Source organism: Streptomyces sp. NPDC087859 (assembly GCF_044742595.1).
In the GTDB taxonomy this organism is placed as follows: Bacteria; Actinomycetota; Actinomycetes; order Streptomycetales; family Streptomycetaceae; genus Streptomyces; species Streptomyces canus_F.
Genome location: NZ_JBIUUU010000002.1, coordinates 113,761 through 137,619, shown reverse-complemented (window position 1 = coordinate 137,619; position 23,859 = coordinate 113,761). Strand labels below are relative to the sequence as shown.

The window sequence follows — 23,859 nt, the reverse complement described above, 5'->3', positions numbered from 1 at the left end:
TCTCCGACCGGGTGTGCTTCATGGGGTGTGACGCGTCTGCGCGGCGGTGCTTCGGCATCGCCGCGCAGACGTTTGTGCGTATGGCCATGGGCGTCGTGGGCGGGCTCGCCGACTCCGCCGGGGCTCGCCGACTCCGCCGGGGCTCGCTGACTCCGGCCGAGTCTGCCAACTCCGGGCGAGGGCTGCCGACTGGGGCCCGGCCGGTGGCCATCCGCCTTGACAGTGCACCTCATCTGACGGACAGTCAGAAATCTTCGCCGGGTTCGTGGGAACCCCGACGGCGGCAGCGGTGTACCAGAAGTGTCGATACGAAACGGGCGGGACGAACGGGACCACGAGGACGAGGGGGAGGCCATGGCCGACGAAGTGGAGCAGCGACTGAAGACCTACGAGGGCCGGCCCGCCGCCGTCTCCGGCACCGGCAAGGACCCCGTCAACGCGCCCATGATCAGGCACTGGTGCGAGGCCATGGGCGACACCAACCCGGCCTACTCCGGCCCGGACGCCATCGCCCCGCCCACCATGCTCCAGGCATGGACGATGGGTGGCCTCTCCGGACACACGGGCCGCTCGTCGGCCTTCGACGAACTGCTCACCCTCCTCGACGAGGCGGGCTGCACCTCGGTCGTCGCCACCGACTGCGAGCAGGAGTACATCCGCCCCCTGCGCCCCGGCGACGAGATCACCTTCGACGCGGTGATCGAGTCGGTGTCGCCCCGCAAGACGACGAAGCTCGGCACGGGTCACTTCGTCACGACCCGGATGGACATCCGCGTCGGCCCCGATCTCGCCGGCACCCACCGCTTCCGCATCCTCAAATACGCCCCCGCGCGACAGCGCCAGCCGGACCAGGCCCCCCGCCGCCCCCGCCCCGTCATCAACCGCGACAACGCAGGCTTCTGGGAAGGCGTCCGCGAACACCGCCTCCTCATCCAGCGCTGCACGGCCTGCGGCACCCTGCGCCACCCCTGGCTGCCCGGCTGCAACACCTGCGGCCACCCGGAGTGGGACACCGTCGAGGCGAGTGGCAACGGCACGGTCCATTCGTATGTCGTCATGCACCACCCGCCCTTCCCGGCCTTCGACCCTCCGTACGCGGTCGGCCTGATAGAGCTCACGGAAGGCGTGCGAATGATCAGCAATGTGACCGGGGTGCCGTACGACAAGGTGCGGATCGGCATGCCCGTGCGGCTCGAGTTCAGGGAGTACGACGAGGAGTTGGTGCTCCCGGTCTTCCGGGCGGAGGAAGGCTTGTACGGGAAGGGCTCGCACGAGGAGGGGTCCCATGCACATCGGTGAGCAGCTCCCCGCGCTGGAGATCCCGGTCACCCGCACGCTGATCGTCGCCGGCGCCGTGGCCTCCCGCGACTACCAGGACGTCCACCACGACGTGGAGTCGGCCCGGCAGAAGGGCTCCCCCGACATCTTCATGAACATCCTGACGACCAACGGCCTCGTCGGCCGCTACATCACGGACCACTTCGGTCCCACGGCCGAGCTCCGCCGTGTCGCCATCCGTCTGGGCGCCCCCAACTACCCCGGAGACACCATGGTGTTGACGGGCGCGGTCGAGGAGGTCGAAGGCGACACCGCGACCGTCCGCGTGGTCGGGGAGAACAGCGTCGGCAGACATGTCACGGGCACGGTGACCGTCACCGTCCCGCCGGACGCGCCGCCGCAGACGCCTTCCGGGACAGCCTCGGGGACGGCCTCAGGAGGTGCCCGATGAGCGTCCGCGCCCGGGACACCCTCGGCGGGCGGTCGGCGATCGTCGGCATCGGCGCCACCGAGTTCTCCAAGGACTCGGGCCGCAGTGAGCTGAAGCTCGCCGTGGAGGCGGTGCGGGCCGCGCTGGGCGACGCGGGGCTGACGCCGGCCGACGTGGACGGGATGGTGACGTTCACGATGGACACCAACCCGGAGATCATCGTGGCGCAGGCCTGCGGGATGGGCGAGCTGTCCTTCTTCTCCCGCGTCCACTACGGCGGCGGAGCGGCCTGTGCGACGGTCCAGCAGGCGGCGCTGGCGGTGGCGACAGGCGTGGCCGAGGTGGTGGTCTGCTACCGCGCCTTCAACGAACGGTCGGGGCGTCGTTTCGGCTCGGGAGTGCAGCATCGGGAGCCCTCGGCGGAGGGGGTCGCGCTCGGCTGGTCCCTGCCGTTCGGGCTGCTCACCCCGGCGTCCTGGGTGGCGATGGCGGCCCAGCGCTATCTGCACACCTACGGTCTGACCCCGGAGGCCTTCGGGCAGGTGGCCGTCACCGCCCGCAGACACGCGGCGACCAACCCGGCGGCGTACTTCCACGAGCGTCCGATCACCCTCGCCGACCATGCCGCCTCACGCTGGATCGTCGAGCCGCTCCGTCTGCTGGACTGCTGCCAGGAGACGGACGGCGCCCAGGCCCTCGTCGTCACGTCCCTGGAGCGGGCACGTGATCTGCCGAACGCGCCGGCGGTCGTGGCCGCGGCGGCCCAGGGAGCGGGCCGGGCACAGGAGCAGATGACCGGCTTCTACCGCGACGACCTGACGGGCCTGCCGGAGATGGGGGTCGTGGCCCGCCAGTTGTGGCGCACTTCGGGGCTCACGCCGGCCGACATCGACGTGGGGATCCTGTACGACCACTTCACGCCGTTCGTGCTGATGCAGTTGGAGGAGTTCGGGTTCTGCGGGAAGGGGGAGGCGGCGGACTTCGTGGCCGGGGAGCGGTTGCCGCTGAACACACACGGAGGACAGCTGGGGGAGGCGTATCTGCACGGGATGAACGGGATCGCGGAGGGAGTGCGTCAGATACGGGGGACGGCGGTGAACCGGATATCCGGCGCGGGCCGGGTCCTGGTCACGGCGGGGACGGGGGTACCCACCTCGGGACTGGTGCTCTCCGGGGACGGCTGAGCCCTCTGAAGGCGGGCCCGTCTGCGAGGACGGGCGTACCTCTCAGGGGTCGTCCCGTAGTAGTCCCCACCCCTTCGTCCACCCTCAGGAGGTGGAGCCACCCCCACCCCTACAACCTGAGGCGGAGTCGTCTTCGGGACCTGCGGCCGATGAGCGGGAGGCCTCCTCGCTCCTAGCGTGGAGCCATGACCACACCCGTCTGCACCAGCGCATCGGACGTCGCGGTACCGGCGAGGCAGACCCGCCCGTACGCGACGTACCCCTCCTTCTCGTCGTATGTGAAGGCCCGCCAGCCGGTGCTGCTGCGTACCGCCCGGTCGCTGACCGCGAACCCGTGCGACGCGGAGGACCTGCTGCAGACCGCGCTCGCCAAGACCTATGTCGCCTGGGAGCGGATCGAGGACCATCGCGCGCTGGACGGTTATGTGCGTCGGGCGCTGCTGAACACGCGTACATCGCAGTGGCGCAAGCGCAAGGTGGACGAGTTCGCGACCGACGAGATCCCGGAGCCCGAGCTGACGCCCGGCGGGGGCGACCCGGCCGATCAGCAGGCGCTGCACGACGCGATGTGGCGGGCGATCATGAAGCTGCCGGCCCGGCAGCGGGCGATGGTCGTCCTCAGGTACTACGAGGATCTGAGCGAGGTCCAGACGGCCGAGGTGCTCGGGGTGTCGGTGGGCACGGTGAAGTCGGCGGTGTCCCGAGCGCTGGGCAAGCTCCGGGAGGACCCGGAGCTGGGGCTGGTCCGCTAGGAGCGGCTGCCCCGCCGCAGGTGGGCGGCACTGAAGCGGGCGGCTGCCTCGCACGGTTCGGATCGTGGCCGCACCAGGGAGGCCCCGGCCACGACAAGCGGCTTCGAGCGCTCCGAGCCGGCCAGGACCGCGGGGGCGGGTCCCAACCGGTCGGAGTCGACCCGGGCTGCGGGGTGGGCTCAACCGCTTTGAGTCGACCTGGATTGCGGGGCGGGTATCAATCGCTCTGTGCCGACCTGAGTTGTGGGGGTGGGCCCAACCGCTCTGCGCCGACCTGGATTGCGGGGCGGGTCCCAATCGCTCAGAGCCGTCCCGGGCTGCGAGGCAGGCCCCAACCGCTCTGAGCCGACTGGACCGCGGGAGCGGGCCCCGATCGTCCGGAGCGGCCCGGCCGCGGCGCGGTCACAGCTGTTCCGAGCCGGTCTCGGCCCGTACCGGCGGAGCTCACTCCTGCGGAGCAGGCCCCGACCATCCCGAGCCGCCTTTGATCGGTCCGGGTGCTCCGCCACTGTTCCGGGGCAGGTCACCGTCGGGCCCGGTGGATCACTGTCGGTAATACGTCTCGATCGGGCCCCGTGCCTCGTCGAAGAGGGACGGGCCGTGCTGCTCGACCGTGGGCCAGGCGCCTGAGGTCGGGTTGAGTTCGATGAGCTGCTCGGTGGAGAGGGCGTAGACGACGCGGCCGAGTCCGGAGCGGGCGATGCCGCCGGTGCACATTCCGCAGGGCTGGCAGCTGGTGTAGAGGGTGGTGCGGGCGGCGGTGTCGGGGGAGAGTTCGCGGGCGGCCCAGCGGGCGAGCTTCAGTTCGGGGTGGGCGCTGATGTCGTTGTCGCGGAGGACCGTGTTGTGGGCCTCGGCGAGGATCTCGCCGTCGGGGCCGGCCAGCAGCGAGCCGTAGGGGGCGTCGCCGAGGGTGACGGCGTGAGCCGCGAGGCCGATCGCGCGGCGCAGGAGGTGTTCGTCGGCGGTGCTGATCATGGGCGGTTCCTCCAGTGGGTGGCCACGGCGGTGAGATCCTGCCAGGCCGTGTGCGGGCGGCGGGTCTCCTCGGGGTCCCCGTGGTAGGGGTCGAGCAGGACGGTGGAGGCGCCGAGCAGACGGAGCTGGTCGAGGTCGTCGAGGATCTGGTCGAGGGTGCCGACGCCCGCGGGGCGTTCGGTGTCGTCGACCGGTGTCGTCGTCAGTCGCAGGGCGATGCGAGGGGCGAAGCCCGGCAGGGAGTGGTGGGTCACGGTGGAGCGCAGCCAGGAGATCGTGCCTCGCAGGGGATGCCAGGCGTCGCCGAAGCCGATGGCGCGTCGGATCGCCGCGTCGCTGTTGCCGCCGACCCAGAGGGGGACGGCGGTGGCGGGGCCGTCCGAGCGCCAGGCGTCGCGCAGGGCGGTGAGGTGCTCGTCGGTCAGTCTGCCGCGCGCGGAGAAGGGCACGCCGAGCGCCTCGTACTCCTGACGGGCCCAGCCGACGCCCACGCCGAGCACCAGGCGTCCTTCGCTGAGCTGTTGGAGGTTGGTGGCCATGCGGGCCACCAGGAGCGGATGCCGGTAGGGGAGGACGAGGACGGTGGTGCCCAGGCGCAGGGTGGTGGTGATGCCGGCGAGCCAGGAGAGGGTGGTGAAGGGTTCGTAGAACGGTTCCGGGTATCGCTCGGCCACGTCCGGGGTGACCGTCACGTGGTCCGAGACCATGAGGAGGTCGAAGCCGAGCCCTTCCACGACGCGGGCCCATTCGCGCAGGACGCCCGGGTCGGTGCCGGGGCCGAAGTTCGGTACGTTGACGCCCAGTTGCATGGTGCGAGGCTATAGCGGTGATCATGGGCAAGTGAACAGGCTTCTCCTGGTGATCGGGGTGTGCTCCCGTGAATCCGCCGGTAGATTCACGACATGGCCGTGAATCTCGACGAGGTCGACTGGGCGATCATCCGTCAGTTGCAGCAGGAGGCGCGTCTGTCACTGAGCGAGCTGGGGCGGCGGGTGAACCTCAGCCCGTCGGCCACCACGGAACGGGTGCGGCAGCTGGAGGCGCAGGGCGTCATCACCGGGTACCAGGCGGTGGTGGACCTGGCGAAGGTCGGCTATCCCGTGCTGGCCCTCGTCCGGCTGAAGTACCCGGGCAACCGGCACCAGCCGTTGCGTGACTTGTTCGCCGGGCGGCGGGAGATCCTCGAGTGTCTGCGCACCACCGGCGACGACTGCTACACCCTGAAGGTCGCCGCGACCTCCATGGCGCACCTGGAGACCCTCATGGACGAGCTGGCGGGCCTGGGCAGCACGACCACGAGCGTCGTCTACAGCCAGACCCTGCCCTTCCGCGGCCCCGACCGGCCCTGAGACCGGCAGTGCGGTCTCCCCGGTAGCCGCACAGCACTGTGAACGCAACGTGACGTGATCGATCACCGCTGCCTAGTGACATACCGCGTGGTATGTGAGCAGAATCAGCCCAGCCCTTACCACCGCGTAGGCAATGTCGCCCCGGGAGGACGCCGTGCTGAGCACGATGCAGGACGTACCGCTGCTGATCTCGAGGATCCTGGCCCACGGGGCCACGATCCACGGCACATCGCAGGTGACCACCTGGACCGGTGAGAGCGAGCCGCACCGGCGTTCCTTCGCCGACATCGGCGCCCGTGCGGCCCAGCTGGCGCACGCGCTGCGCGAGGACCTCGGCGTCGCGGACGACGAGCGGGTCGCGACCCTGATGTGGAACAACTCCGAGCACGTCGAGGCCTACTTCGCGATCCCGTCCATGGGCGCGGTCCTGCACACCCTGAACCTCCGGCTTCCGGCCGAGCAGCTGGCGTGGATCGTCAACCACGCGGCCGACCGGGTCGTGATCGCCAACGGTTCGCTGCTGCCGCTCCTCGTCCCGCTGCTGCCGCACCTCAAGACGGTCGAGCACGTGGTGGTGTCGGGACCGGGTGACCGCTCCGGTCTCGCGGCCGCCGACGTCCAGGTGCACGAGTACGAGGACCTGATCGCCGGGAAGCCGACGGCGTACGACTGGCCCGAGCTGGACGAGCGTCAGGCCGCCGCGATGTGCTACACGTCCGGCACGACGGGCGACCCCAAGGGCGTGGTGTACAGCCACCGTTCGATCTACCTGCACTCCATGCAGGTCAACATGGCGCAGTCGATGGGCCTGACCGACCAGGACACCTCGCTGGTGGTGGTGCCGCAGTTCCACGTCAACGCCTGGGGTCTGCCGCACGCGACGTTCATGACCGGTGTGAACCTGCTGATGCCGGACCGCTTCCTGCAGCCCGCGCCGCTCGCCGAGATGATCGAGAGCGAGAAGCCGACCCACGCGGCCGCTGTCCCCACCATCTGGCAGGGCCTGCTCGCCGAACTGACCGCCAAGCCCCGGGACGTCTCCTCGCTCGGGCAGGTCACCATCGGCGGTTCCGCCTGTCCGCCCTCCCTCATGGAGGCCTTCGACAAGCTGGGCATGCGGGTCTGCCACGCCTGGGGCATGACGGAGACCTCCCCGCTCGGCACCATCGCCCGTCCGCCGGCCCATGTGGTGGGCACCGAGGAGGAGTTCGCGTACCGCCTCACGCAGGGCCGTTTCCCGACGAGCGTCGAGGCCCGCCTCACCGGCCCCGGCGGCGAGCGCCTGCCCTGGGACGGCGAGTCCGCGGGCGAGCTGGAGGTCCGCGGCCCGTGGATCGCCGGCGCCTACTACAACGGCCCGGACGCCGAATCGCTGCGCCCCGCCGACAAGTTCAGCGAGGACGGCTGGCTGAAGACCGGCGACGTCGGCACCATCTCCGCCGACGGCTTCCTCACCCTCACCGACCGCGCCAAGGACGTCATCAAGTCCGGCGGCGAATGGATCTCCTCGGTGGAGCTGGAGAACGCCCTGATGTCCCACCCCGACGTCACCGAGGCGGCCGTCGTCGCCGTCCCCGACGACAAGTGGGGCGAGCGCCCGCTGGCCACGGTCGTCCTGTGCGAGGGCTCCACCGCCGACTTCGAGTCCCTGCGCGCCTTCCTCGCCGAGGAGGGCCACATCGCCAAGTGGCAGCTCCCGGAGCGCTGGACGATCATCGAGTCGGTGCCGAAGACGAGCGTGGGCAAGTTCGACAAGAAGGTGCTCCGCAAGCAGTACGCCGAGGGCGCGCTGGACATCACCAAGCTCTGACACACGCTCGGACGCACGAGATGCCGGGCAGGGAATCGACATCCCTGCCCGGCATCGCCGTACGACCGCCGCGGTCGCCGTCGTGGAAGCGGCGCCGTCACCGTCGTAGGAACAGCGCCGTCACCGTCGTACGGCGGTCGCCCCCCATCCCAGCGTCAGCCACACGGCCGCCACCGCGACCACTCCTCCCCACCCGAAGTGGGTGAAGGCGAGGCCTGCCAGGGCGGAGGCGAGGGCGCCGCCGGCGAAGCCGGAGACGACGTAGGCGCTGTTGGCGGTGGCCGGGGTGGAGGTGGTGGTGAGGGCGAGGGTCTGGTTGGCGATGTGGGCGGCGACCAGGGCGGCGTGGATGGCGATCGCGGCGGCGAAGAGCGCCACCAGGACATGGCCGCCGAGCCAGAAGAGCGGGACGGACACGGCGGCGAGCACATACGCGGTGCGCACCACCTTCGCGGCGCCGAAGCGGTCGACCAGGCCGCCGGCCAGCGGGGCCACCACGCTCGCGGACAGGCCGAAGAGGCCGAAGAGACCGGCGGTGGCGGTCGAGAGGTCGTAGGGCGCGCCGGTCAGCAGCAGCGCGAGCGAGGTCCACAGGGCGCTCCAGGCGCCGTACATCCCGGCCTGCCGTACGCACGCGCGCCACAGGTCGGGCGAGCGCCGCACCAGGCCCGGCATCGAGGCGAGGCCGGAGAAGAGCCCGCCGTTGCCCTTCGGGGTTCCCGCGCGCGGGGGCAGGACGGACGCCGTGAGCAGCCCCAGGATCGCGGTGAGGACCGCCGCACCGGCGAACACCGGGCGCCAGCCGAAGGCGTCCCCGGCCAGACCGCCGAGGACGCGGGCCGCGACGATGCCGGTGAACAGGCCCGCGATGACGGCGGCGACGTGGCGGGCGCGGCGGTCGGCGGGGGCGCGTTCGGCGACCAGGGGGACCAGGAGCTGGGGGACGACCGTCGCGGCGGAGGCGACGAAGACCGCGGCGGCGAGGGCGGTCGTGCCGGGGGCCGCGGCGGCGACGGCCAGGGCCGCGGTCGTGGCCAGGGTGAGGCCCGCGACCAGGCGGCGCCGGTTGACGCGGTCACCGAGCGGGGCGAAGAAGAGCAGGCCGGCGGCGTAGCCGAACTGGGCGACCGAGGCGATCCAGGCGATGGCCGAGGGGGCGGAGCCGAAGTCGTGCGCGATGAGGGGGAGCAGCGGGGCGGCGAGGTAGATGTTGGCGGCCGTGACCGCGGTGCACAGGGCGATGAGGACGAGGAAGAGACGGGCGCGGGCGGGCTCCCGGGTGGGGGTCCGGGCGACCGTTTCGGTGGTGATCGTCGTCGACGACATGGGCGGCGGGCTCCTTCGGAGGAGACGAGGAGGAAGGCGAGGAGGACGGCGAGCAGGAAGGCGAGGGGCGAGGGTCTGGTCTCTGTCGACAACCAACCAGTTGGTTGGATAGCTGGGCAACACCCTGCACCGCCCTCGAATTCCCTGTCAACCAAACGGTTGGTTACTTCCCCGCTACCCTGGACCCCATGGCAGTCAGAGACCCCGAGGCGACCCGGGCCCGGATCTTCGAGGCGGCGGTCGCCGAGTTCGCCCGCCACGGCATCGCCGGCGCCCGTATCGACCGCATCGCCCGCGAGGCCAAGGCCAACAAGCAGCTGATCTACGCCTACTTCGGCAACAAGGCGGAGCTGTTCTCCCGCGTCCTGGGGAAGGCGATGCTCGATCTGGCCGTCGCCGTCCCGGTCGACGCGGATGACATCGAGGGCTGGATCGACGGCGTCATGGACTACCACGTCGCCCACCCCGAGGTACTGCGCCTGCTCTTCTGGGAGGGCCTGGAGTACGGCCTGACCGAGCTGCCCGACGAGGCCGAGCGCCAGGAGCACTACCGGGAGAAGGTCGCCACCATCCAGGACGGCCAGGAGCGGGGTGTCGTCTCCGACGCGATCCCCGCCCGCGACCTCCTCTTCCTCCTCATCGCGCTGGCCAACTGGGCCGCCGTCGTCCCGCAGATGCGGCGCATCGTGGTCGGCGGCGAGGAGGACGACCGGGAACGGCTGCGGGCGTCGGTGCGGGAGGCAGCGCGGAGGTTGGTGGCGAAGTAGGGGTGGACGGTGCGCGGCGGTTCACCGCGCGGCTCGTCGCGGGGCGGCCTGGTTCCGCACCGAGGCCCACCGTCCGACCCGGGACGCCTGACCGGCGTCCCCCCGCCCCCGCGCCCTAGTTCGTCCCGATCCGCGCCAGCAGATCCACGATCCGCGCCTGCACCTCACCACTGGTGGACCGCTCCGCCAGGAACAGCACCGTCTCGCCGGACGCCAGCCGGGGCAGGTCCGCCTGGTCGACGGCGGCGGTGTAGACGACGAGCGGGGTGCGGTTGAGCTGCCCGTTCGCGCGGAGCCAGTCGACGATGCCGGCCTGGCGGCGGTGCACCTGGTGCAGGTCCATCACGACCAGGTTCGGCCGGAACTGCCCCGCCAGCGTCACCGCGTCCGCGTCGCTCGCGGCCCGCGCCACCTGCATCCCGCGCCGTTCCAGCGTCGCGGTCAGCGCCAACGCGATCTCCGCGTGCTCCTCGATCAGCAGCACGCGCGGCGGGTGCTGCTCGCTGTCCCGCGGTGCCAGGGCCTTCAGCAGTACGGCGGGGTCGGCGCCGTACGCCGCCTCGCGCGTCGCCTGTCCGAGCCCCGCGGTCACCATCACCGGCACCGAGGCGGCCACCGCGGCCTGCCGCAGCGACTGCAGCGCGGTCCGGGTGATCGGCCCGGTCAGCGGGTCCACGAACAGCGCGGCCGGGAACGCGGCGATCTGCGCGTCCACCTCCTCGCGCGAGTGCACGATGACGGGCCGGTAGCCGCGGTCGCTGAGCGCCTGCTGCGTGGTGACGTCCGGCGCGGGCCACACCAGCAGCCGGCGCGGGTTGTCCAGCGGCTCCGGGGGCAGTTCGTCGTCCATGGGCTGCGGCCGCGGGGTGTCCGCGATCTCGACGGCCCCACCGGGACCGTCCAGCGGCTCGGGACCCTCGGCGGCGTTCTCGTCCGGTGCGCCTATGGCGTACGACCGTCCGGTGCCCTCGGTCAGCTGCGCCAGCCGGGACTGTCCGGCCATCGAGGGCTGGGCCTGCGCGGGCGCCTGCCCGGCCAACGACGGCTGGGGCTGCGCCGGGGTCTGCTCGGCCGTCGGATGCGGGCGCCCGGCGGCCGGGTCGGGCGGTGTGCCGAGCTTGCGGCGGCGGCCGGAACCGCCGGGCTGATGCGGCGCGGGCGTCGCCGTCGGCTGCTGGACATGGGCCGCCTGCCGGGTGAACGGCACGCCCTGCCCCAGCGTCCGCACGCTGATCGCCCGCCCCTGCGTCGAGTTCGGGTCGACGGGCGCCGCGGCCTCCGCGGGCAGCGGCTGCGCCGGGCGGGCCTGCGCGGCCGCCTCGGGGGGCGGCGTGGTGCCGGGGGCCGGGGTACCGGCGGCCGGTACGGGCTGCGGGGCGTTCACCGGAACGGCGTGGTCGTCGGCGGGCCACGGCTGGGGAGCCGGGGTGCCCTGGGGTGCCTGGCCGGGAACGGCCTCGGCGGGGAGCGGCTGACCGGCGAGGGTCTGTCCGGAGGGTGCCTGGGCGGGCGGCGCGGTCTGACCGGTGGTGTTCTGCGCGGGTACGGCGGCGGGCCGGGCGGCCTGGGCGGGGACCGGCTGAGCGGTCTGCTGCCCGGCGGTCGCCTGCGGTGCCATCACCCCCTGCTGCTGCGCCGGAACCCCCTGCGCGGGCGTCCCACCGGCCTCCGCGGGCGTACCCATGGCCCGTCGGCGCCGGCCCGTGGGCGCGGACGCGGGGTGCGGCTGCGGCGGGGTGTGGTCGCCGGACTGGTCGTGCGGCACGGCGTCGTGCCGACCGTCGTCGACGAGCCCGGCGGCGGGAGCGGCCTGGCCCGGGACATGGACGGCGACCTGAGCGCCCGGCACCTGCGCGGGTACGGCGGCCGCACCGGGCGCCTGCCCGGGAAGACCGGCCTGGACCGGAAGCTGTGCGGGTACGGCGATCTGACCCGGCAACTGTCCGGGAACGGCGCCCTGGACGCCAGGTGTCGGCAGGGGCACACCGCCCTGGGCGCCGGGTGCCTGCGGAGGCACACCGCCCTGCGCCTGCCCCGGAACGTGAGCCTGTTCCGGAACGAGCGCCTGCCCGGCCGCGGCCGCCTGGTGTTGCGCGTCGCCCGGCCCGTCCGGAGCGCCCTCGGCCCGGTCCGCGTCCGCGGGCGGCAGGGCGAACACCGCGCGGGGCGCGGCTTCCTGCGCGGCGGCCCGCTCGTTCGCGGCGGCCAGGGCGCGGCGCCGACGTCCGGTCGGCTGCGTCCCGCCCTCCGCGGGCTCGGGGGACGCGACCGCGGGCAGCGCCGGCAGCGCGTGCTGCTCACCGGAGCCCGGTCCGGCGCCGCCTTCCTGCAGAGCACGGCGACCTTCCGCGGGCGCGGGCACACCCTGCGGCGGCACGGTCCCGCCCAGCCCACTCCCCACGGCCGCGGTCCCCGCGGCGTACTCGGCGGCCGTGACGACGGCACCCTCGGACACGCCCGCGTGGACCCCGTCGGCCACGTCCTCACCGGCACCCTCGGCCGGCTTGCCCCGCCGCCGACCGGTGCCACCGGACCCGGACTCCACGCCGGGGGCCGGCGCCGGAAGGGCCGGAGCCTGCTCCGTACGCCTTCTGCGACGTCCGGTGGGCGTGCCCTCGGCCCCGTCGGAGTCGGGGTCCGCGCCGATGCCGGACGCCTCCGGCGCATCGCTCTCCAGGAACGCGTCGACGGACGACCGCCGCGCCCGGCGCCGCCCGCCCCCGCCATCGGTCCCGGCAGGCGGCTCGATCGCGGCCGGACCGGCCGCCGCGACGGCCCCCGCCCCACCGCCGATGGGTACTTCGAGGACGTAGGCGCTCCCGCTCATGCCCGGCACGTCATGCGTCTGCAGCACACCACCGTGGGCGCGCACGATCCCGCGCACGATCGGCTCGTGCACCGGGTCTCCCCCGGCGTACGGCCCGCGCACCTCGATGCGTACGACCTCGCCGCGCTGTGCCGCCGCCACGACGACGGTGTTGTCCATGTACCCGCCCGCCGACACGGGCGAGTTGCCGGTCGCGTCGACGCCGGCGACGTCCGCGACGAGGTGGGCGAGGGCCCGGGCGAGGAGCTGCGGGTCGACCTCGGCCTCGATGGGCGGGGCGTGCACGGCGAACTGCACGCGCCCCGGCCCGATGAGCTCCACGGCCCCGTCGACGCCCGCCGCGACGACGGCGTCGAGCATCACTTTCGTCCGGGTGATGCCGTCGGTGCCGGTGTCGAGGCGCTGGTAGGCGAGGACGTTGTCGATGAGCTGGGTGATCCGCGAGTACCCGGCGGACAGGTGGTGCAGCACCTGGTTGGCCTCGGGCCACAACTGCCCGGCGTCGTCCGCGGCCAGCGCCGCCAGCTCGCGGCGCAGTTCGTCGAGGGGCCCGCGCAGGGAGGCCCCGAGCAGGGTGAGGAGCTGCTCGTGGCGCCCGGCGAGCGCCTCGTACCGGTCCTTCGCCCGCTCGCCGAGGGAGGCGTACCGCTCCTCGCCCGCGGCGAGTTCCTCCTCGTGCTGCTCCTGGAGCTCCTCGACCTCGGTGATGTGCTTCTGGCGCAGCGCGGTCAGCTCGGAGGCGTGCTCCTCGGCGAGCCGCTCCAGCTCCTGCGCGTGCCGCTGCTCGGCGGCGTCCTTCTCCTCGGCGAGCTGGTCGTAGGGGCGCCGGTCGGTGAAGGTCATGACGGCCCCGACGAGCTGGTCACCGTCCCGCACCGGCGCGGTCGTCAGGTCGACGGAGACCTTGTCGCCCTTCTTCGACCACACCACCTGCCCGCGCACCCGGTGCTTGCGCCCGGAGCGCAGGGTGTCGGCGAGCGGGGACTCCTCGTACGGGAACGGTGTGCCGTCCGCGCGGGAGTGCAGCATGAGTTCGTGCAGCTCGCGGCCGCCGAGGTCGCTGGCCCGGTAGCCCAGTATCTGGGCGGCGGCCGGGTTGACGAGCACGATTCGCCCGTCGGTGTCGGTACCGACGACCCCCTCGGACGCGGCCCGCAGGATCATCTCGGTCTGCCGCTGCGAACGCGCCAGCTCGGCCTCGGTGTCGACGGTCCCGGTGAGGTCCCGTACGACGAGCATCAGCAGCTCGTCGCTGCCGTAGCCGTAGTTGTCGTAGGCCTGCTGGCCGTTCTCGAGATTGGCGCTGGTCACCTCGACCGGGAACTCGGCCCCGTCGGTGCGGCGCGCGATCATCCGCGTCGGCTTGGTCTGCCCCCGCGGATCCATGTGGTCCGGCCGCCGCATCGACCCCGGAATCAGCTTGGAGTCGAACTCGGGCAGCAGATCGAGCAGCCCGCGCCCGACCAGAGCCGTCCCCGGCGCCTCGAAGGCCTCGAGGGCGATGGTGTTGGCGTTCACGACGGTCCCGTTGGCGTTGACCAGGACCAACGCGTCGGGCAGCGCGTCGAGTATGGCTGCGAGGCGAGCAGCGCCTCGGGATGGCCTGCTGCTCACGAGACGCTTCCTCCCTGTTACCGCACCTTGCCGACCGCTCGGGCCATCTTGCCAACCGGCCCGCGACGTGTCACGCGAGGGAGTCTAAGGGCACCGGTTGTGCCGGGGGCCCCGGATGAGAGGGAGGTCGCACGACGAAGTGACGCAGAACGTGTGACCGCACGCGCGACCACCTGCTTCTCCTCCGCGAGACCTCCGTGGGACTTTCGCAGGACTTTTCCGGACGCCCTGTTTCCGCCATGAAATGCCTGTGCGAGGTACTGCCTGCCTATCGGCCCATGTCGGGCAGCACGGGAACGAGCCGGTCCCAACGGCCGATCTGGCAACCGTCGCTCCGGTCGTACCGCGCGTCGACGGGCCGCCCGGCCCAGGTCCCGGTGACATGAGCGGTGGCCGGCCCGCCGTACTGCATGGTGCACAGACTCCGCTCCGGTACGGGAGCGAAGGTGTCCTTGCCCCAGCGCGCACCCCGGTCGAGCGCGGCGCACGCGCTGCCGGCGTCGGGGTGGGTGCCGCCGCCGGGATGGCAGTACAGCTCGAAGGTGCCGTCCCTGCCGCCGCCCGCGTTCCGCACGGTGACGGTGAGGTGGTCGCCGACACGGTCGTCGTCGCGGACGGGCGGGGGCATGAGGGTGTGGGCGGAGGCGGGTACGGCGGTGACGGAACCGGCGGCGACGAGAGTGGAGGCGCCGAGGACGAGGAGCCGGGCGAGCCGGGCGGACTGGAGCATGACCTGACTAACGCGCCCCGACCCGACCGGTTGCGCCACCCCGCTCGCACCGTCGGCAGGGCTTTGCCCTGCGGCCCGCCCGCCTAGTACCGTGGGAGGCGATTGGTGACACCACGCTCGACTGTGTCATCATCTGCACGCACCATTCGCGCTCGCGCGGGTGGCTGTGCTGGAGGCGTCGCCTAGTCCGGTCTATGGCGCCGCACTGCTAATGCGGTTTGGGACTCAAATCCCATCGAGGGTTCAAATCCCTCCGCCTCCGCGCTTGATCACGAAGCCCCGGTCTCAAGGCCGGGGCTTCGTCGTTGCCGCCAAGGCCTTCTCAGGCCGTTTCCGCAGCTCACAACGGGTACGGCAAACGGATTTCACATGGCGGCGGCAGTCATGTAATGTTCTTCCTGTCGCCGCGAGCGGCCCGGAAGGGCAAGGAACGGCGGGAAAACAAAACAAGCACTCGTAGCTTAACGGATAGAGCATCTGACTACGGATCAGAAGGTTGCAGGTTCGAATCCTGCCGAGTGCACATGAAGTGAGAGGCCCCGGAGAGATCCGGGGCCTCTCGCGTTGTCGGGGGCGGGTTCGCGGTACGGGAGGGGTGCTGGTGAACGGCGGGATCGGTAGAGCGGGGCTTGTCGGCATGATGCTGGCCGCGCTGGTGGGATGCGGCGGCTCGTCCGGGGATTCGGACGACTCGGCGAAGGCGAAGGCGAAGGCGGGGGCGGGGGCGCGGACGACGGCAGCGGCTTCCGAGTCGTCGGTGGCCTCGGCGTCGCAGGACCGGCTGTCCTCCGACGTGTTGCAGAGCCGGTGGTGGACGTGGGCGGCGTCGGAGCCCGAAGCCACGAACCCGGTGGCCGACGAGGACGGACGCGAGTGCGGACGTAACCAGCCGAAGGACGTGTGGTTCCTGGCGGGCACGTTCGGCACCCGGGCCGAGCGCACCTGCACGGTTCCCGGCGGGGTCCCGCTCGCGTTCCCCTTGGTGAACCTGGTCGCCGACCCGGCGGACTGTGCGGAGTTCATGAGCGCGGCCGAGGGATCCGCGGTCCTGGACGGCGAGGAGATCGACGCGGAGACCAGCCGTGGGGAGACGATCTCCGTGGACGGTGTCGCCGGCAATCCCGTCACGGGCACGGGCGAGCGCTTCACGGCCACCGGATGCGGCCTCTGGGTCCAGTTGCCGCCGTTGCGGAGCGGGAAGCACACGCTGGAGATCCGCGGTCGGTCGCAGGACTTCTCGGTGGCGGTGGACTACGCGCTGACCGTGGAGTCAGCGTAGGAGCAGGACCGGCACCCGCAGACACGAGAAGAGGCCCCGGCGTGATGTCCGGGGCCTCTGGCGTTCTGGGTCTGGCGGCAAGAAGAGGGCGGGTTCAAGCCGTGGCTCCCGCCAGGCGGTGGAACGCCTCGGTGGTGCGGGGGTGGGCCAGTTCGTCCAGGAGATGGCGCCACTCGGGGTCGGCCGCGGGCGAGTGGGTCTGGTCCCAGGCGGTGAGGAGCGGGGCGAGTTCGTTGTCGTGCGCGCTCTCGGTCAGGGCGGCCACGGTGGTGTTCGGCTCGGGTGAGGGCAGCGACTGCATGGGATGTCCTTCCGGGGAGGTGTGATGTGCCTCGGGCTGTGCCTCGGGTCTGTGCCTCTCGGATCCTCTGCTTTCCACGATGCCCCCCTCGGCCTTCAGCCGCCATGGAGCGACCTACCGCGTGGGGGGTGTGGCTAGCCGTACCCCAGCGGACGGCTAGCCTTCCTCGACCGGCTCTCGAGAACGGCCGTCCGGGAGCCGCGCGGGCGTGCTAGGTCGGAGTCGGACGGGGTCCCGCCGGAAAGAGGCCCGGGGCAAGGGGCCTGCCGCCCTTGCCTGTTGATGGCGAACATATGTGCTTGTGCTGTCTGTTCGACTCCGCATACTTTCTCGCGTCATGACCATGACGCGAAGAGCGATCATCAAGGGCATGGCGGCCGCACCGTTCGTCGGTGCCGCCGGCAGCCTGCTCGCCCCCACCGCCGCGCACGCCGCGACCATCAATGCCGGCCAGTACTCACTGACCAGCCGCTCCTCCAACAGCCACGGCGAATTCGCCGCCCTGGCAGCCGGGTTGGCGGCAAGTCTGACCAAGGTGGACGCGACCACCGTCATAGCCGACACCAACCGCAGTGCCGATGTGCTCAGCAGCGCCCCCAGCACCGCCGAGGCCTTCCAGGCCGGTTTCGCCTGGGACGACGACGACCAGATCGTCGACTACTGGATACCCCAGGGCGTCACCACCAGCGCCGACGCCTACGGCAACGGGCTCTACCCCGAGGGCGGCAGCAACAAGGTCATCCTGGTCTCCTGGTACTTCGAGACCGACCCCGACGACGACAAGATCGACGACTACACCCTCGACAAGGGCATGCGGCTCACCTTCGTCGACTACAACACCCCCTCCGCGCCCACCTATCGGCACATCCTGCTGGTCGAACCGGTGAGGACCAGCACGGGCGCGTACTCCTTCAACCCCGTCCGCAAACACGCCGGCGGCATCATGTGGTACGGCAACCTGCTGTACGTCGTCGACACGTACAAGGGCCTCAGGATCTTCGACCTCAACACCCTCTTCACCGTCCCCACCACGGAGAAGGACGTGTGCGGTCTGCACACCGACGGTCAGTACTACGGCTACGGCTACAAGTACGTCCTCCCGCAGAGCCACGCCTACGACAACGCGGGAACCTGGCTGCGCTACTCGGCGATAGGCCTCGACCGCGCCAGCACCCCCGACAGCCTGGTGATAGGCGAGTACTCGCTCTCCGGCGTCGTCGACTACGACGAGCCGGGCGACCCCTTCCTCGGCTCGACCGAGCCCACCAACACCGTTCCCAAGGTGGTCCGCTGGGAGCTCGACTACACCGACCGGCACCCGGGTTCGCTCACCGCGACCGAGGCCGTCACCGTCGCCCAGCAGAAGATCCAGGGCGTCGTCTCCCGCAAGACCAAGCACTACCTCTCGGTCAGCGACGGCAAGTCCAACGCGGGCACCCTGCGCACCTTCACCTCCGGCGCGAACAGCGCGAGCACCGTCGCCGACCTCGCCATCGGCTCCGAGGACCTCAGCTTCCACAGCAGCGGCGCGTCGGGCTGGGCGTACAGCGAGTCCGTGATCTGGAACGCCAGCGAGTACGTCAACAAGCGGTACGTGTACGCGGTCCGGGCCGACGGCTCCTGACGCATGAGCGGGGCCCCGGGGTGATCCCGGGGCCCCGGCAGCCGGGGAGTTCAGCGGGCGAGCAGCAGGTCGCCGTGGTGGACGCGGCCGCCGCGCACCGGGCGTACCGCCACTGCCTCGTTCTCCTTGCGACCGGCGAACACGAACAGCCGCAGCACCAGGAACCGGCCGATCCCGGCGAGACCGGAGGCGCCGAGGTAGACCGCCTGCTCCCAGGCCAGGCTCGGCGCGGACTGCATCGAGTGCAGGGCGAACATCGCGGCGCAGGTCACGACGTAGGCGGCGGTCGCCGAACCGGCCGACTGGAGGTGGCGGCGCAGTCCGGCGCGGCCGCCGGTGCCGAAGGTGAACAGGGCGTGCAGTTCGGTGCAGAGGATCGTCGACGCGACCGTGATCACCGCGTTCGCCGCCGCCCAGGGCATCAACAGCGCCAGCAGCGGAACCGCCGCGCTGGACAGGACCCCGACCCCGCCGCCGCACACCACGAACCGGACGAAGGAAGCGAGCGGGCCCACCGGCTTGGCCTCTGTGCGCTGCGTCTCCATGACGGTTCCTTCCGGGCGGGGCGCGAATCTGACAGACCACAGCTGACCCCGGACCGGCTTCAGTGGAGTTTCACCGCGGCTTCAGCCCGGATCAGCGTGGTTCTACGATGTCGTCGCGCGGCCTTCGGAACGAGGGTGTCCCCTACCGAACCGATGGTGGAGCCAGCCCCACCATCGCCCTGCGCCAGGCCCTACCAGGAGCCGCCGTAGCCTGCCGCTACGACCGCAGATCGCCGTCCTGGCCCCGGAGTTCCTCGATGTACTCCAGCGCCACGCCCGTCGTACGCGTGAACCAGTCGTTCAGTACGGCGATCTCGTCCGCGGAGTAGTCGGCGAAGAGGGTGTTGAGGCGGGCGTAGTAAGGGCCGTAGAGGGCCTCGACGCGAGCGACCGCGGCCGGGACGGCGGCGACGCGGACCCGGCGGCGGTCGTCGGGGTCGGGGCGGCGGGTGATGTAGCCGCCGCGTTCGAGGCGGTTGAGGATGCCGGTCATCGCGCCCGTCGTGACATGGGCGTGCTCCGCGAGGTCGCCCGCGGTGAGCAGGTTCGCGCCGGCCTTCAGGACACAGCCGAAGCAGAGGAGATCGGTGACGTTCAGGCCCAGCCGCTGGGCCATCTCCTGCTGGCCGAGCAGATGCGTCGCGATGAGGGAGTCCATCGAGGACAGCGCCTGGGCCGGGGTGGCGGCGGGGCGGGGCTCGGCTTGCATCTGCTGATTACCTTAGATCGTGAGAGGTTTCGGTGCTAAATTTCTTACGTCGTGAGATGTTCTGTTGCTGTGAGCGGGAGGCGGGAACGTGAGTGCGCACCAGTATGACGAGGGGCACACGGTCGCGGGGTGGACCGGATTCGCCGTGGCCATCGTCGGCTCTGCCGTTCTGGGACTCGGGACGATCATGGTGTCGGCCCCGGTGCTGGCGGCCGGGCTCGCCGTCGTCGTGGTGAGCGTCCTCGTCACGTGGGCCCTGCACCTCACCGGCTGGGGCAAGCCGCCGGGACGCCGGCCCCGGGAGGAGTGGGGGATGCGGGTGCGGGACAGCTCGGCGCGCGACGGACATCCGGGGTGCGTGGGGTGCCGGCTGGCGGGGCGGGGACGGGTCAGGAGTACGGCGGTGGAGCCGGTGCCCGAGCCGGGGGCGGGGTCGGTCGTGGTGACGGGTGAGCCGGAGCCCGCGAGGGCGGAGGCCGGCGGTCGCTGAAGCCTGTTTCCGCTGCTCACCGCCTGTTGTCAGTGTCGGCCTCTACTCTCGTCAGCGATGGCACAGGCATGGAAGTGCTCGGGGTTGCGGTGGGCGGCGGACGGTCCCGAGCTGACGTGGGAGGGCGGGCGGCGCAGTGCGCTGACCTGGGGGAAACGGGTGGCCTTCGGGGTCGTGGACGGGGGTGTGCGGACATGCGTGGGAGCGCGGGGGCATGCGTGTCCGGTGCGGGCGGCGGTGTCGGGGCGGAGTACGGGGGCGCGGTGCGAGGAGTGCGCGCGGCTGGACCGGGCGCACTCCGTCGCCGCCGACACCATCGCGGACGATCCACGGCCGTACCACGTCTATCTGGCCTGGTTCGGACCCGGCATGACCAAGGTCGGGATCACCGCCGAAGAACGGGGTTCCGCGCGGCTGCTCGAACAGGGTGCCGTCTGTTTCACCTGGCTCGGCGTCGGCCCGCTCATGGCGGCCCGGCGGACGGAGGAACTGCTGCGGGCCGCCCTGCGGGTGCCTGACCGCATTCCCTACGCCGACAAGCGGGCGGTGCGGTCCGGGCTGCCCGGCACCGAGGCGGAGCGGGCCGCCGAGATCCGCGAGCTGCATGCGCGGGCCGTGGGGCTGGGCGGGTGGCCGGAGTCGCTGCGGGCCGAGCCCTGCCAACCTGTCGACCATGTGCGGGTGTTCGGGCTGGCGGACCTGCCCGCCCCCGCCGGTGTGGTCGCCGAACTCGTCGCCGGGGGTGCGGTGGGAGGGCGGCTGGTCGCGGCCGCCGGACCCGATCTGCATCTGGGGACCGCGGGCGGGGTGGTCGTGCTGGACACGCGGTTGATGACGGGGTGGGGGCTGGTGCCCGTCGACACCGAGGAACTCTCGGTGCCGGTGCGGGAGTTCAGGAGGGAGACAGGGGTGCAGGACGGATTGTTCTGACAGGCCCGACGGTTCGGGCGACCCGCTGGAGGCGGATGGCAAAGACTTGGATCCCTCCCGGATCCCTTTCGGCAAGGTGCCTGGACGCGGCGCCCGGCCTGGAACGACCGTGGATGACATGAGCGATCACCGCATTGCACCTGTCGCACCCGTCGCCGCCCACGAACCTCCGTACTACGCCGTCGTCTTCACCTCCCTGCGCACCGAGGAGGACACCGGATACGGCGCCACCGCGGAGCGCATGGGCGAGCTGGTCCAGCAGATCCCCGGTTTCCTCGGCGAGGACTCGGCCCGCACGCCAGGCGGGCTGTCGATCACCATCGCCTACTTCCGGGACCTGGCCGGCATCGAGCAGTGGCGTCAGAACGCGGAGCACCGGGAGGCCAAGGAGCACGGGCGGGCGCACTGGTACGAGCGGTACTCACTGCACATCGCCCGGGTCGAGCACAGTCACGGCTTTCAGCGGGCCGATCAGTGAGAGGTCCGGCCGCTGAGAAGGCAAGGAGCCTCCAGGGCGTTCCCTGAGAGGTCCCTGTGAGTTTCTCAGGGAAATCACAGGTTCTGGAAAGCGTGCTCTCAGAGGATCCAGACAGTGTGGCCACATGACCACGACCTCGCCCCAGGGGCGCACCGAACTGCTGAGGCCGGACGGGAGCCCCGTCCGAGTGCTTGTGGTGGACGACGAACTGTCGATCACCGAGCTGCTGTCCATGGCCCTGCGCTACGAGGGATGGCAGATCCGGAGTGCGGGAGATGGCACGGGTGCCATCCAGACCGCTCGGGAGTTCCGGCCCGACGCCGTCGTCCTCGACATGATGCTGCCCGACATGGACGGGCTGACCGTCCTGGGGCGCATGCGCCGTGAGCTGCCGGACGTTCCCGTCCTGTTCCTCACCGCGAAGGACGCCGTCGAGGACCGGATCGCCGGGCTCACCGCCGGCGGCGACGACTACGTCACCAAGCCCTTCAGCCTCGAAGAGGTCGTGGCCCGGCTGCGCGGGCTGATCCGCCGCTCCGGTGCCGCCGACCGGCGCTCGGACTCCGTCCTGGTCGTCGGTGACCTCACCCTCGACGAGGACAGCCACGAGGTGTCGCGGGCCGGCGAGGGCATCCACCTCACCGCCACCGAGTTCGAGCTGCTGCGCTTCCTGATGCGCAACCCGCGGCGCGTGCTCAGCAAGGCGCAGATCCTCGACCGTGTGTGGTCCTACGACTTCGGCGGCCAGGCCAACGTGGTCGAGCTGTACATCTCGTACCTCCGACGCAAGATCGACGCCGGCCGTGAGCCCATGATCCACACCCGGCGTGGAGCCGGTTACCTGATCAAGCCCGCCGCGTCATGAGCGGACGACGACGGCCGCGTACGCAGAAGAAGCGACTGGGTAAGCCGCGTACCCTGCGGGCGCGGCTCGTCGTCGCGTCCGTGGTGCTGATCGCGGTGGTGTGCGCGGTGATCGGCACGGTGACGACGCTGGCGCTGCGGTCGCATCTGTACGAGCAGTTGGGTACCAAGGTAGGAGAGGCCGCGGCGCGAGCCTCCGGAGTGGGTGCTCCGCCCGGCAAGGTCGGTGACAACACGCCGCCGACGGGCAATACGAACGACCTGGAGAGCCTGGTCACCAGGGGGCCGCAGCAGGGCAGTATCGCTGCCACGGTTCAGAAGGGCCTCATCACTGACGCCAAGGTGGGGGACGACGATCCCTACAACAGGACCGCAGTGGACCTCAGTGAAAAGGCGATCGAGGCGCTCAACGAGGTCACCCAGGACGAGAAGCTGCACACCGTGGACATTCCCGGCCTCGGTGAGTATCTCGTCAAGTACACCTCCGGCGACAAGGGCAGCTACTACGTTGCGTTGCCCACCAAAGAAGTCAACAACACCCTCAACACCCTCATCGCCGTAGAAGCCAGCGTCACCGCCGCCGGTCTCATCGCCGCCGGTATCGCCGGTACCGTCATCGTCGGCGTAGCCACCCGCCCCCTCCGCCGAGTCGCCGCGACAGCGACCCGAGTCTCCGAACTCCCCCTGCACACCGGCGAGGTGAACCTCAGCGAGCGTGTTCCGGAGTCGGAGTGCGACCCGAACACCGAGGTCGGCAAGGTGGGCGCCGCGCTGAACCGGATGCTGGACCACGTCCACGCCGCCCTGCACTCGCGTCAGCAGAGCGAGATGCGCGTACGGCAGTTCGTCGCCGACGCCAGTCACGAGCTCAGAACCCCCCTCTCCTCCATCCGCGGCTACGCCGAGCTGACCAGACGCGGCAGAGAGCAGATCGGCCCCGACACCCGGCACGCCCTCGGCCGTATCGAGTCCGAGGCGGGCCGGATGACGTTGTTGGTCGAGGATCTCCTCCTCCTCGCGCGGCTCGACGCGGGCCGGCCCCTCCAGTTCGAGCAGACCGATCTCATCCCGCTCGTCGTGGACACCATCAGCGACACCCGCGCGGCCGGCATGGACCACAACTGGCGCCTCGACCTGCCCGATGAACCCGCCCTCGTCTCCGGTGACGCCGCACGCCTCCAGCAGGTGCTCATCAACCTGCTCGGCAACGCCCGCAAGCACACGGAGCCCGGTACCACCATCACCGCCCGTATCCAGCGGCGCGGACCCTGGATGTGCGTGGACGTCGAGGACAACGGCCAGGGCATCCCGCCCGATCTGCTGCCGCATGTCTTCGAGCGGTTCGCGCGCGGTGACTCCTCGCGGTCCAGGGCCTCCGGGTCCACCGGGCTCGGGCTCGCCATCGTGCAGGCCGTGGTGACGGCGCACGGCGGTGCCGTCACCGTGGACAGCGTTCCGGGGCGGACCGTGTTCACCGTGCATCTGCCCGCGCTCGCCCCGGTGGCCCCCCGCCCGGCCCCCGAAACGAACTGGCAATCGCACTCACAGGTACAGCACAGTGCCAGCACATGGGTGCAACAGGGCACCTGACCAG

Annotated in this window: 22 protein-coding genes and 2 tRNA genes; 16 read left to right on the top strand and 8 right to left on the bottom strand. The window is 71.4% G+C overall.

What is annotated here, in order from left to right; translation table 11 throughout:
- The first annotated feature begins 354 nt into the window (after positions 1–354).
- From ACIOHP_RS04520 to ACIOHP_RS04505, 4 genes are all read left to right on the top strand, one after another.
- Complete coding sequence (locus ACIOHP_RS04520) at positions 355–1,299, top strand: bifunctional MaoC family dehydratase N-terminal/OB-fold nucleic acid binding domain-containing protein (RefSeq protein WP_401883367.1); 945 nt, start codon at positions 355–357, stop codon at positions 1,297–1,299.
- A complete protein-coding gene (locus tag ACIOHP_RS04515) occupies positions 1,286–1,729 on the top strand; it encodes a MaoC/PaaZ C-terminal domain-containing protein (RefSeq protein ID WP_401883365.1) in 444 nt (147 codons plus the stop codon). The genes ACIOHP_RS04520 and ACIOHP_RS04515 overlap by 14 nt, the downstream gene beginning before the upstream one ends.
- Positions 1,726–2,892 carry a lipid-transfer protein gene (locus ACIOHP_RS04510; protein WP_401883363.1) on the top strand — a complete coding sequence of 389 codons (1,167 nt, stop codon included), beginning with the start codon at positions 1,726–1,728 and terminating at the stop codon, positions 2,890–2,892. The genes ACIOHP_RS04515 and ACIOHP_RS04510 overlap by 4 nt, the downstream gene beginning before the upstream one ends.
- Positions 2,893–3,077: 185 nt before the next feature.
- The gene (locus ACIOHP_RS04505) at positions 3,078–3,644 is read left to right on the top strand and encodes a SigE family RNA polymerase sigma factor (protein WP_361483665.1); all 567 of its coding nucleotides are present in this window, start codon (positions 3,078–3,080) and stop codon (positions 3,642–3,644) included.
- A 543-nt stretch (positions 3,645–4,187) separates the two neighbouring features.
- On the opposite strand, the gene ACIOHP_RS04500 is transcribed toward ACIOHP_RS04505, so the two are convergent.
- Entirely contained in the window at positions 4,188–4,622 is a 435-nt protein-coding gene (locus ACIOHP_RS04500; protein ID WP_401883361.1) for a nucleoside deaminase, read from the bottom strand.
- Positions 4,619–5,431: an LLM class flavin-dependent oxidoreductase gene (locus tag ACIOHP_RS04495; RefSeq protein WP_361554184.1), complete on the bottom strand. Its 813-nt coding sequence runs from the start codon at positions 5,429–5,431 to the stop codon at positions 4,619–4,621. Before ACIOHP_RS04495 ends, ACIOHP_RS04500 begins: the two co-directional genes overlap by 4 nt.
- 93 nt (positions 5,432–5,524) lie before the next feature.
- Between ACIOHP_RS04495 and ACIOHP_RS04490 the strand changes: the two genes are divergently transcribed.
- Entirely contained in the window at positions 5,525–5,971 is a 447-nt protein-coding gene (locus tag ACIOHP_RS04490) for an Lrp/AsnC family transcriptional regulator (RefSeq protein WP_361554181.1), read from the top strand.
- A 133-nt stretch (positions 5,972–6,104) separates the two neighbouring features.
- Positions 6,105–7,781 carry a long-chain fatty acid--CoA ligase gene (locus ACIOHP_RS04485; RefSeq protein ID WP_401883358.1) on the top strand — a complete coding sequence of 559 codons (1,677 nt, stop codon included), beginning with the start codon at positions 6,105–6,107 and terminating at the stop codon, positions 7,779–7,781.
- 120 nt (positions 7,782–7,901) lie between these two features.
- Here the strand turns inward: ACIOHP_RS04485 and ACIOHP_RS04480 are convergent, their stop codons facing one another.
- Entirely contained in the window at positions 7,902–9,107 is a 1,206-nt protein-coding gene (locus ACIOHP_RS04480; RefSeq protein WP_401883356.1) for an MFS transporter, read from the bottom strand.
- 188 nt (positions 9,108–9,295) lie between these two features.
- Here ACIOHP_RS04480 and ACIOHP_RS04475 point away from each other — a divergent pair, with 188 nt between their 5' ends.
- Positions 9,296–9,874 (top strand): TetR family transcriptional regulator, encoded by a 579-nt coding sequence (locus ACIOHP_RS04475; protein ID WP_361483653.1) that lies wholly within the window; start codon positions 9,296–9,298, stop codon positions 9,872–9,874.
- A gap of 115 nt (positions 9,875–9,989) precedes the next feature.
- Here the strand turns inward: ACIOHP_RS04475 and ACIOHP_RS04470 are convergent, their stop codons facing one another.
- Together ACIOHP_RS04470 and ACIOHP_RS04465 are read right to left on the bottom strand one after the other, a co-directional pair.
- Positions 9,990–14,315: a PAS domain-containing protein gene (locus tag ACIOHP_RS04470; RefSeq protein WP_401883354.1), complete on the bottom strand. Its 4,326-nt coding sequence runs from the start codon at positions 14,313–14,315 to the stop codon at positions 9,990–9,992.
- Between the two features lie 268 nt (positions 14,316–14,583).
- Positions 14,584–15,045: an SSI family serine proteinase inhibitor gene (locus ACIOHP_RS04465; protein WP_361554169.1), complete on the bottom strand. Its 462-nt coding sequence runs from the start codon at positions 15,043–15,045 to the stop codon at positions 14,584–14,586.
- A 171-nt stretch (positions 15,046–15,216) separates the two neighbouring features.
- Between ACIOHP_RS04465 and ACIOHP_RS04460 the strand changes: the two genes are divergently transcribed.
- The 3 genes from ACIOHP_RS04460 (at position 15,217) to ACIOHP_RS04450 (ending at position 16,324) form a co-directional block, all read left to right on the top strand.
- Positions 15,217–15,307, top strand: a tRNA-Ser gene (locus tag ACIOHP_RS04460).
- Positions 15,308–15,495: 188 nt separating this feature from the next.
- Positions 15,496–15,568 (top strand) — tRNA-Arg (locus ACIOHP_RS04455).
- 78 nt (positions 15,569–15,646) lie between these two features.
- Positions 15,647–16,324 (top strand): signal protein, encoded by a 678-nt coding sequence (locus ACIOHP_RS04450; RefSeq protein ID WP_401883350.1) that lies wholly within the window; start codon positions 15,647–15,649, stop codon positions 16,322–16,324.
- Positions 16,325–16,418: 94 nt separating this feature from the next.
- Here ACIOHP_RS04450 and ACIOHP_RS04445 read toward each other — a convergent pair whose 3' ends face one another.
- Positions 16,419–16,625 (bottom strand): hypothetical protein, encoded by a 207-nt coding sequence (locus ACIOHP_RS04445; protein ID WP_361554164.1) that lies wholly within the window; start codon positions 16,623–16,625, stop codon positions 16,419–16,421.
- 337 nt (positions 16,626–16,962) lie between these two features.
- Here ACIOHP_RS04445 and ACIOHP_RS04440 point away from each other — a divergent pair, with 337 nt between their 5' ends.
- A complete protein-coding gene (locus tag ACIOHP_RS04440; RefSeq protein ID WP_401883348.1) occupies positions 16,963–18,249 on the top strand; it encodes a hypothetical protein in 1,287 nt (428 codons plus the stop codon).
- A gap of 50 nt (positions 18,250–18,299) precedes the next feature.
- Here the strand turns inward: ACIOHP_RS04440 and ACIOHP_RS04435 are convergent, their stop codons facing one another.
- Together ACIOHP_RS04435 and ACIOHP_RS04430 are read right to left on the bottom strand one after the other, a co-directional pair.
- Complete coding sequence (locus ACIOHP_RS04435) at positions 18,300–18,794, bottom strand: hypothetical protein (RefSeq protein ID WP_401883345.1); 495 nt, start codon at positions 18,792–18,794, stop codon at positions 18,300–18,302.
- 217 nt (positions 18,795–19,011) lie between these two features.
- Positions 19,012–19,503, bottom strand: a complete 492-nt coding sequence (locus ACIOHP_RS04430; protein WP_401883343.1) for a MarR family transcriptional regulator — start codon at positions 19,501–19,503, stop codon at positions 19,012–19,014.
- 88 nt (positions 19,504–19,591) lie between these two features.
- On the opposite strand from ACIOHP_RS04430, the gene ACIOHP_RS04425 reads away from it, so the two are divergent.
- The 5 genes from ACIOHP_RS04425 to ACIOHP_RS04405 all read left to right on the top strand — a co-directional run bounded on the left by ACIOHP_RS04425 (position 19,592) and on the right by ACIOHP_RS04405 (position 23,855).
- Complete coding sequence (locus tag ACIOHP_RS04425; protein WP_401883340.1) at positions 19,592–19,993, top strand: HGxxPAAW family protein; 402 nt, start codon at positions 19,592–19,594, stop codon at positions 19,991–19,993.
- Positions 19,994–20,050: 57 nt separating this feature from the next.
- Entirely contained in the window at positions 20,051–20,923 is an 873-nt protein-coding gene (locus tag ACIOHP_RS04420) for a DUF2797 domain-containing protein (RefSeq protein ID WP_401883337.1), read from the top strand.
- A 118-nt stretch (positions 20,924–21,041) separates the two neighbouring features.
- On the top strand, positions 21,042–21,401 hold the full coding sequence (locus ACIOHP_RS04415) for an antibiotic biosynthesis monooxygenase family protein (protein ID WP_401883334.1): 360 nt from the start codon (positions 21,042–21,044) through the stop codon (positions 21,399–21,401).
- 124 nt (positions 21,402–21,525) lie between these two features.
- Positions 21,526–22,266 carry a response regulator transcription factor gene (locus tag ACIOHP_RS04410; protein WP_019054929.1) on the top strand — a complete coding sequence of 247 codons (741 nt, stop codon included), beginning with the start codon at positions 21,526–21,528 and terminating at the stop codon, positions 22,264–22,266.
- A complete protein-coding gene (locus ACIOHP_RS04405; protein WP_401883330.1) occupies positions 22,263–23,855 on the top strand; it encodes an ATP-binding protein in 1,593 nt (530 codons plus the stop codon). Before ACIOHP_RS04410 ends, ACIOHP_RS04405 begins: the two co-directional genes overlap by 4 nt.
- The last annotated feature ends 4 nt before the right edge of the window (positions 23,856–23,859 follow it).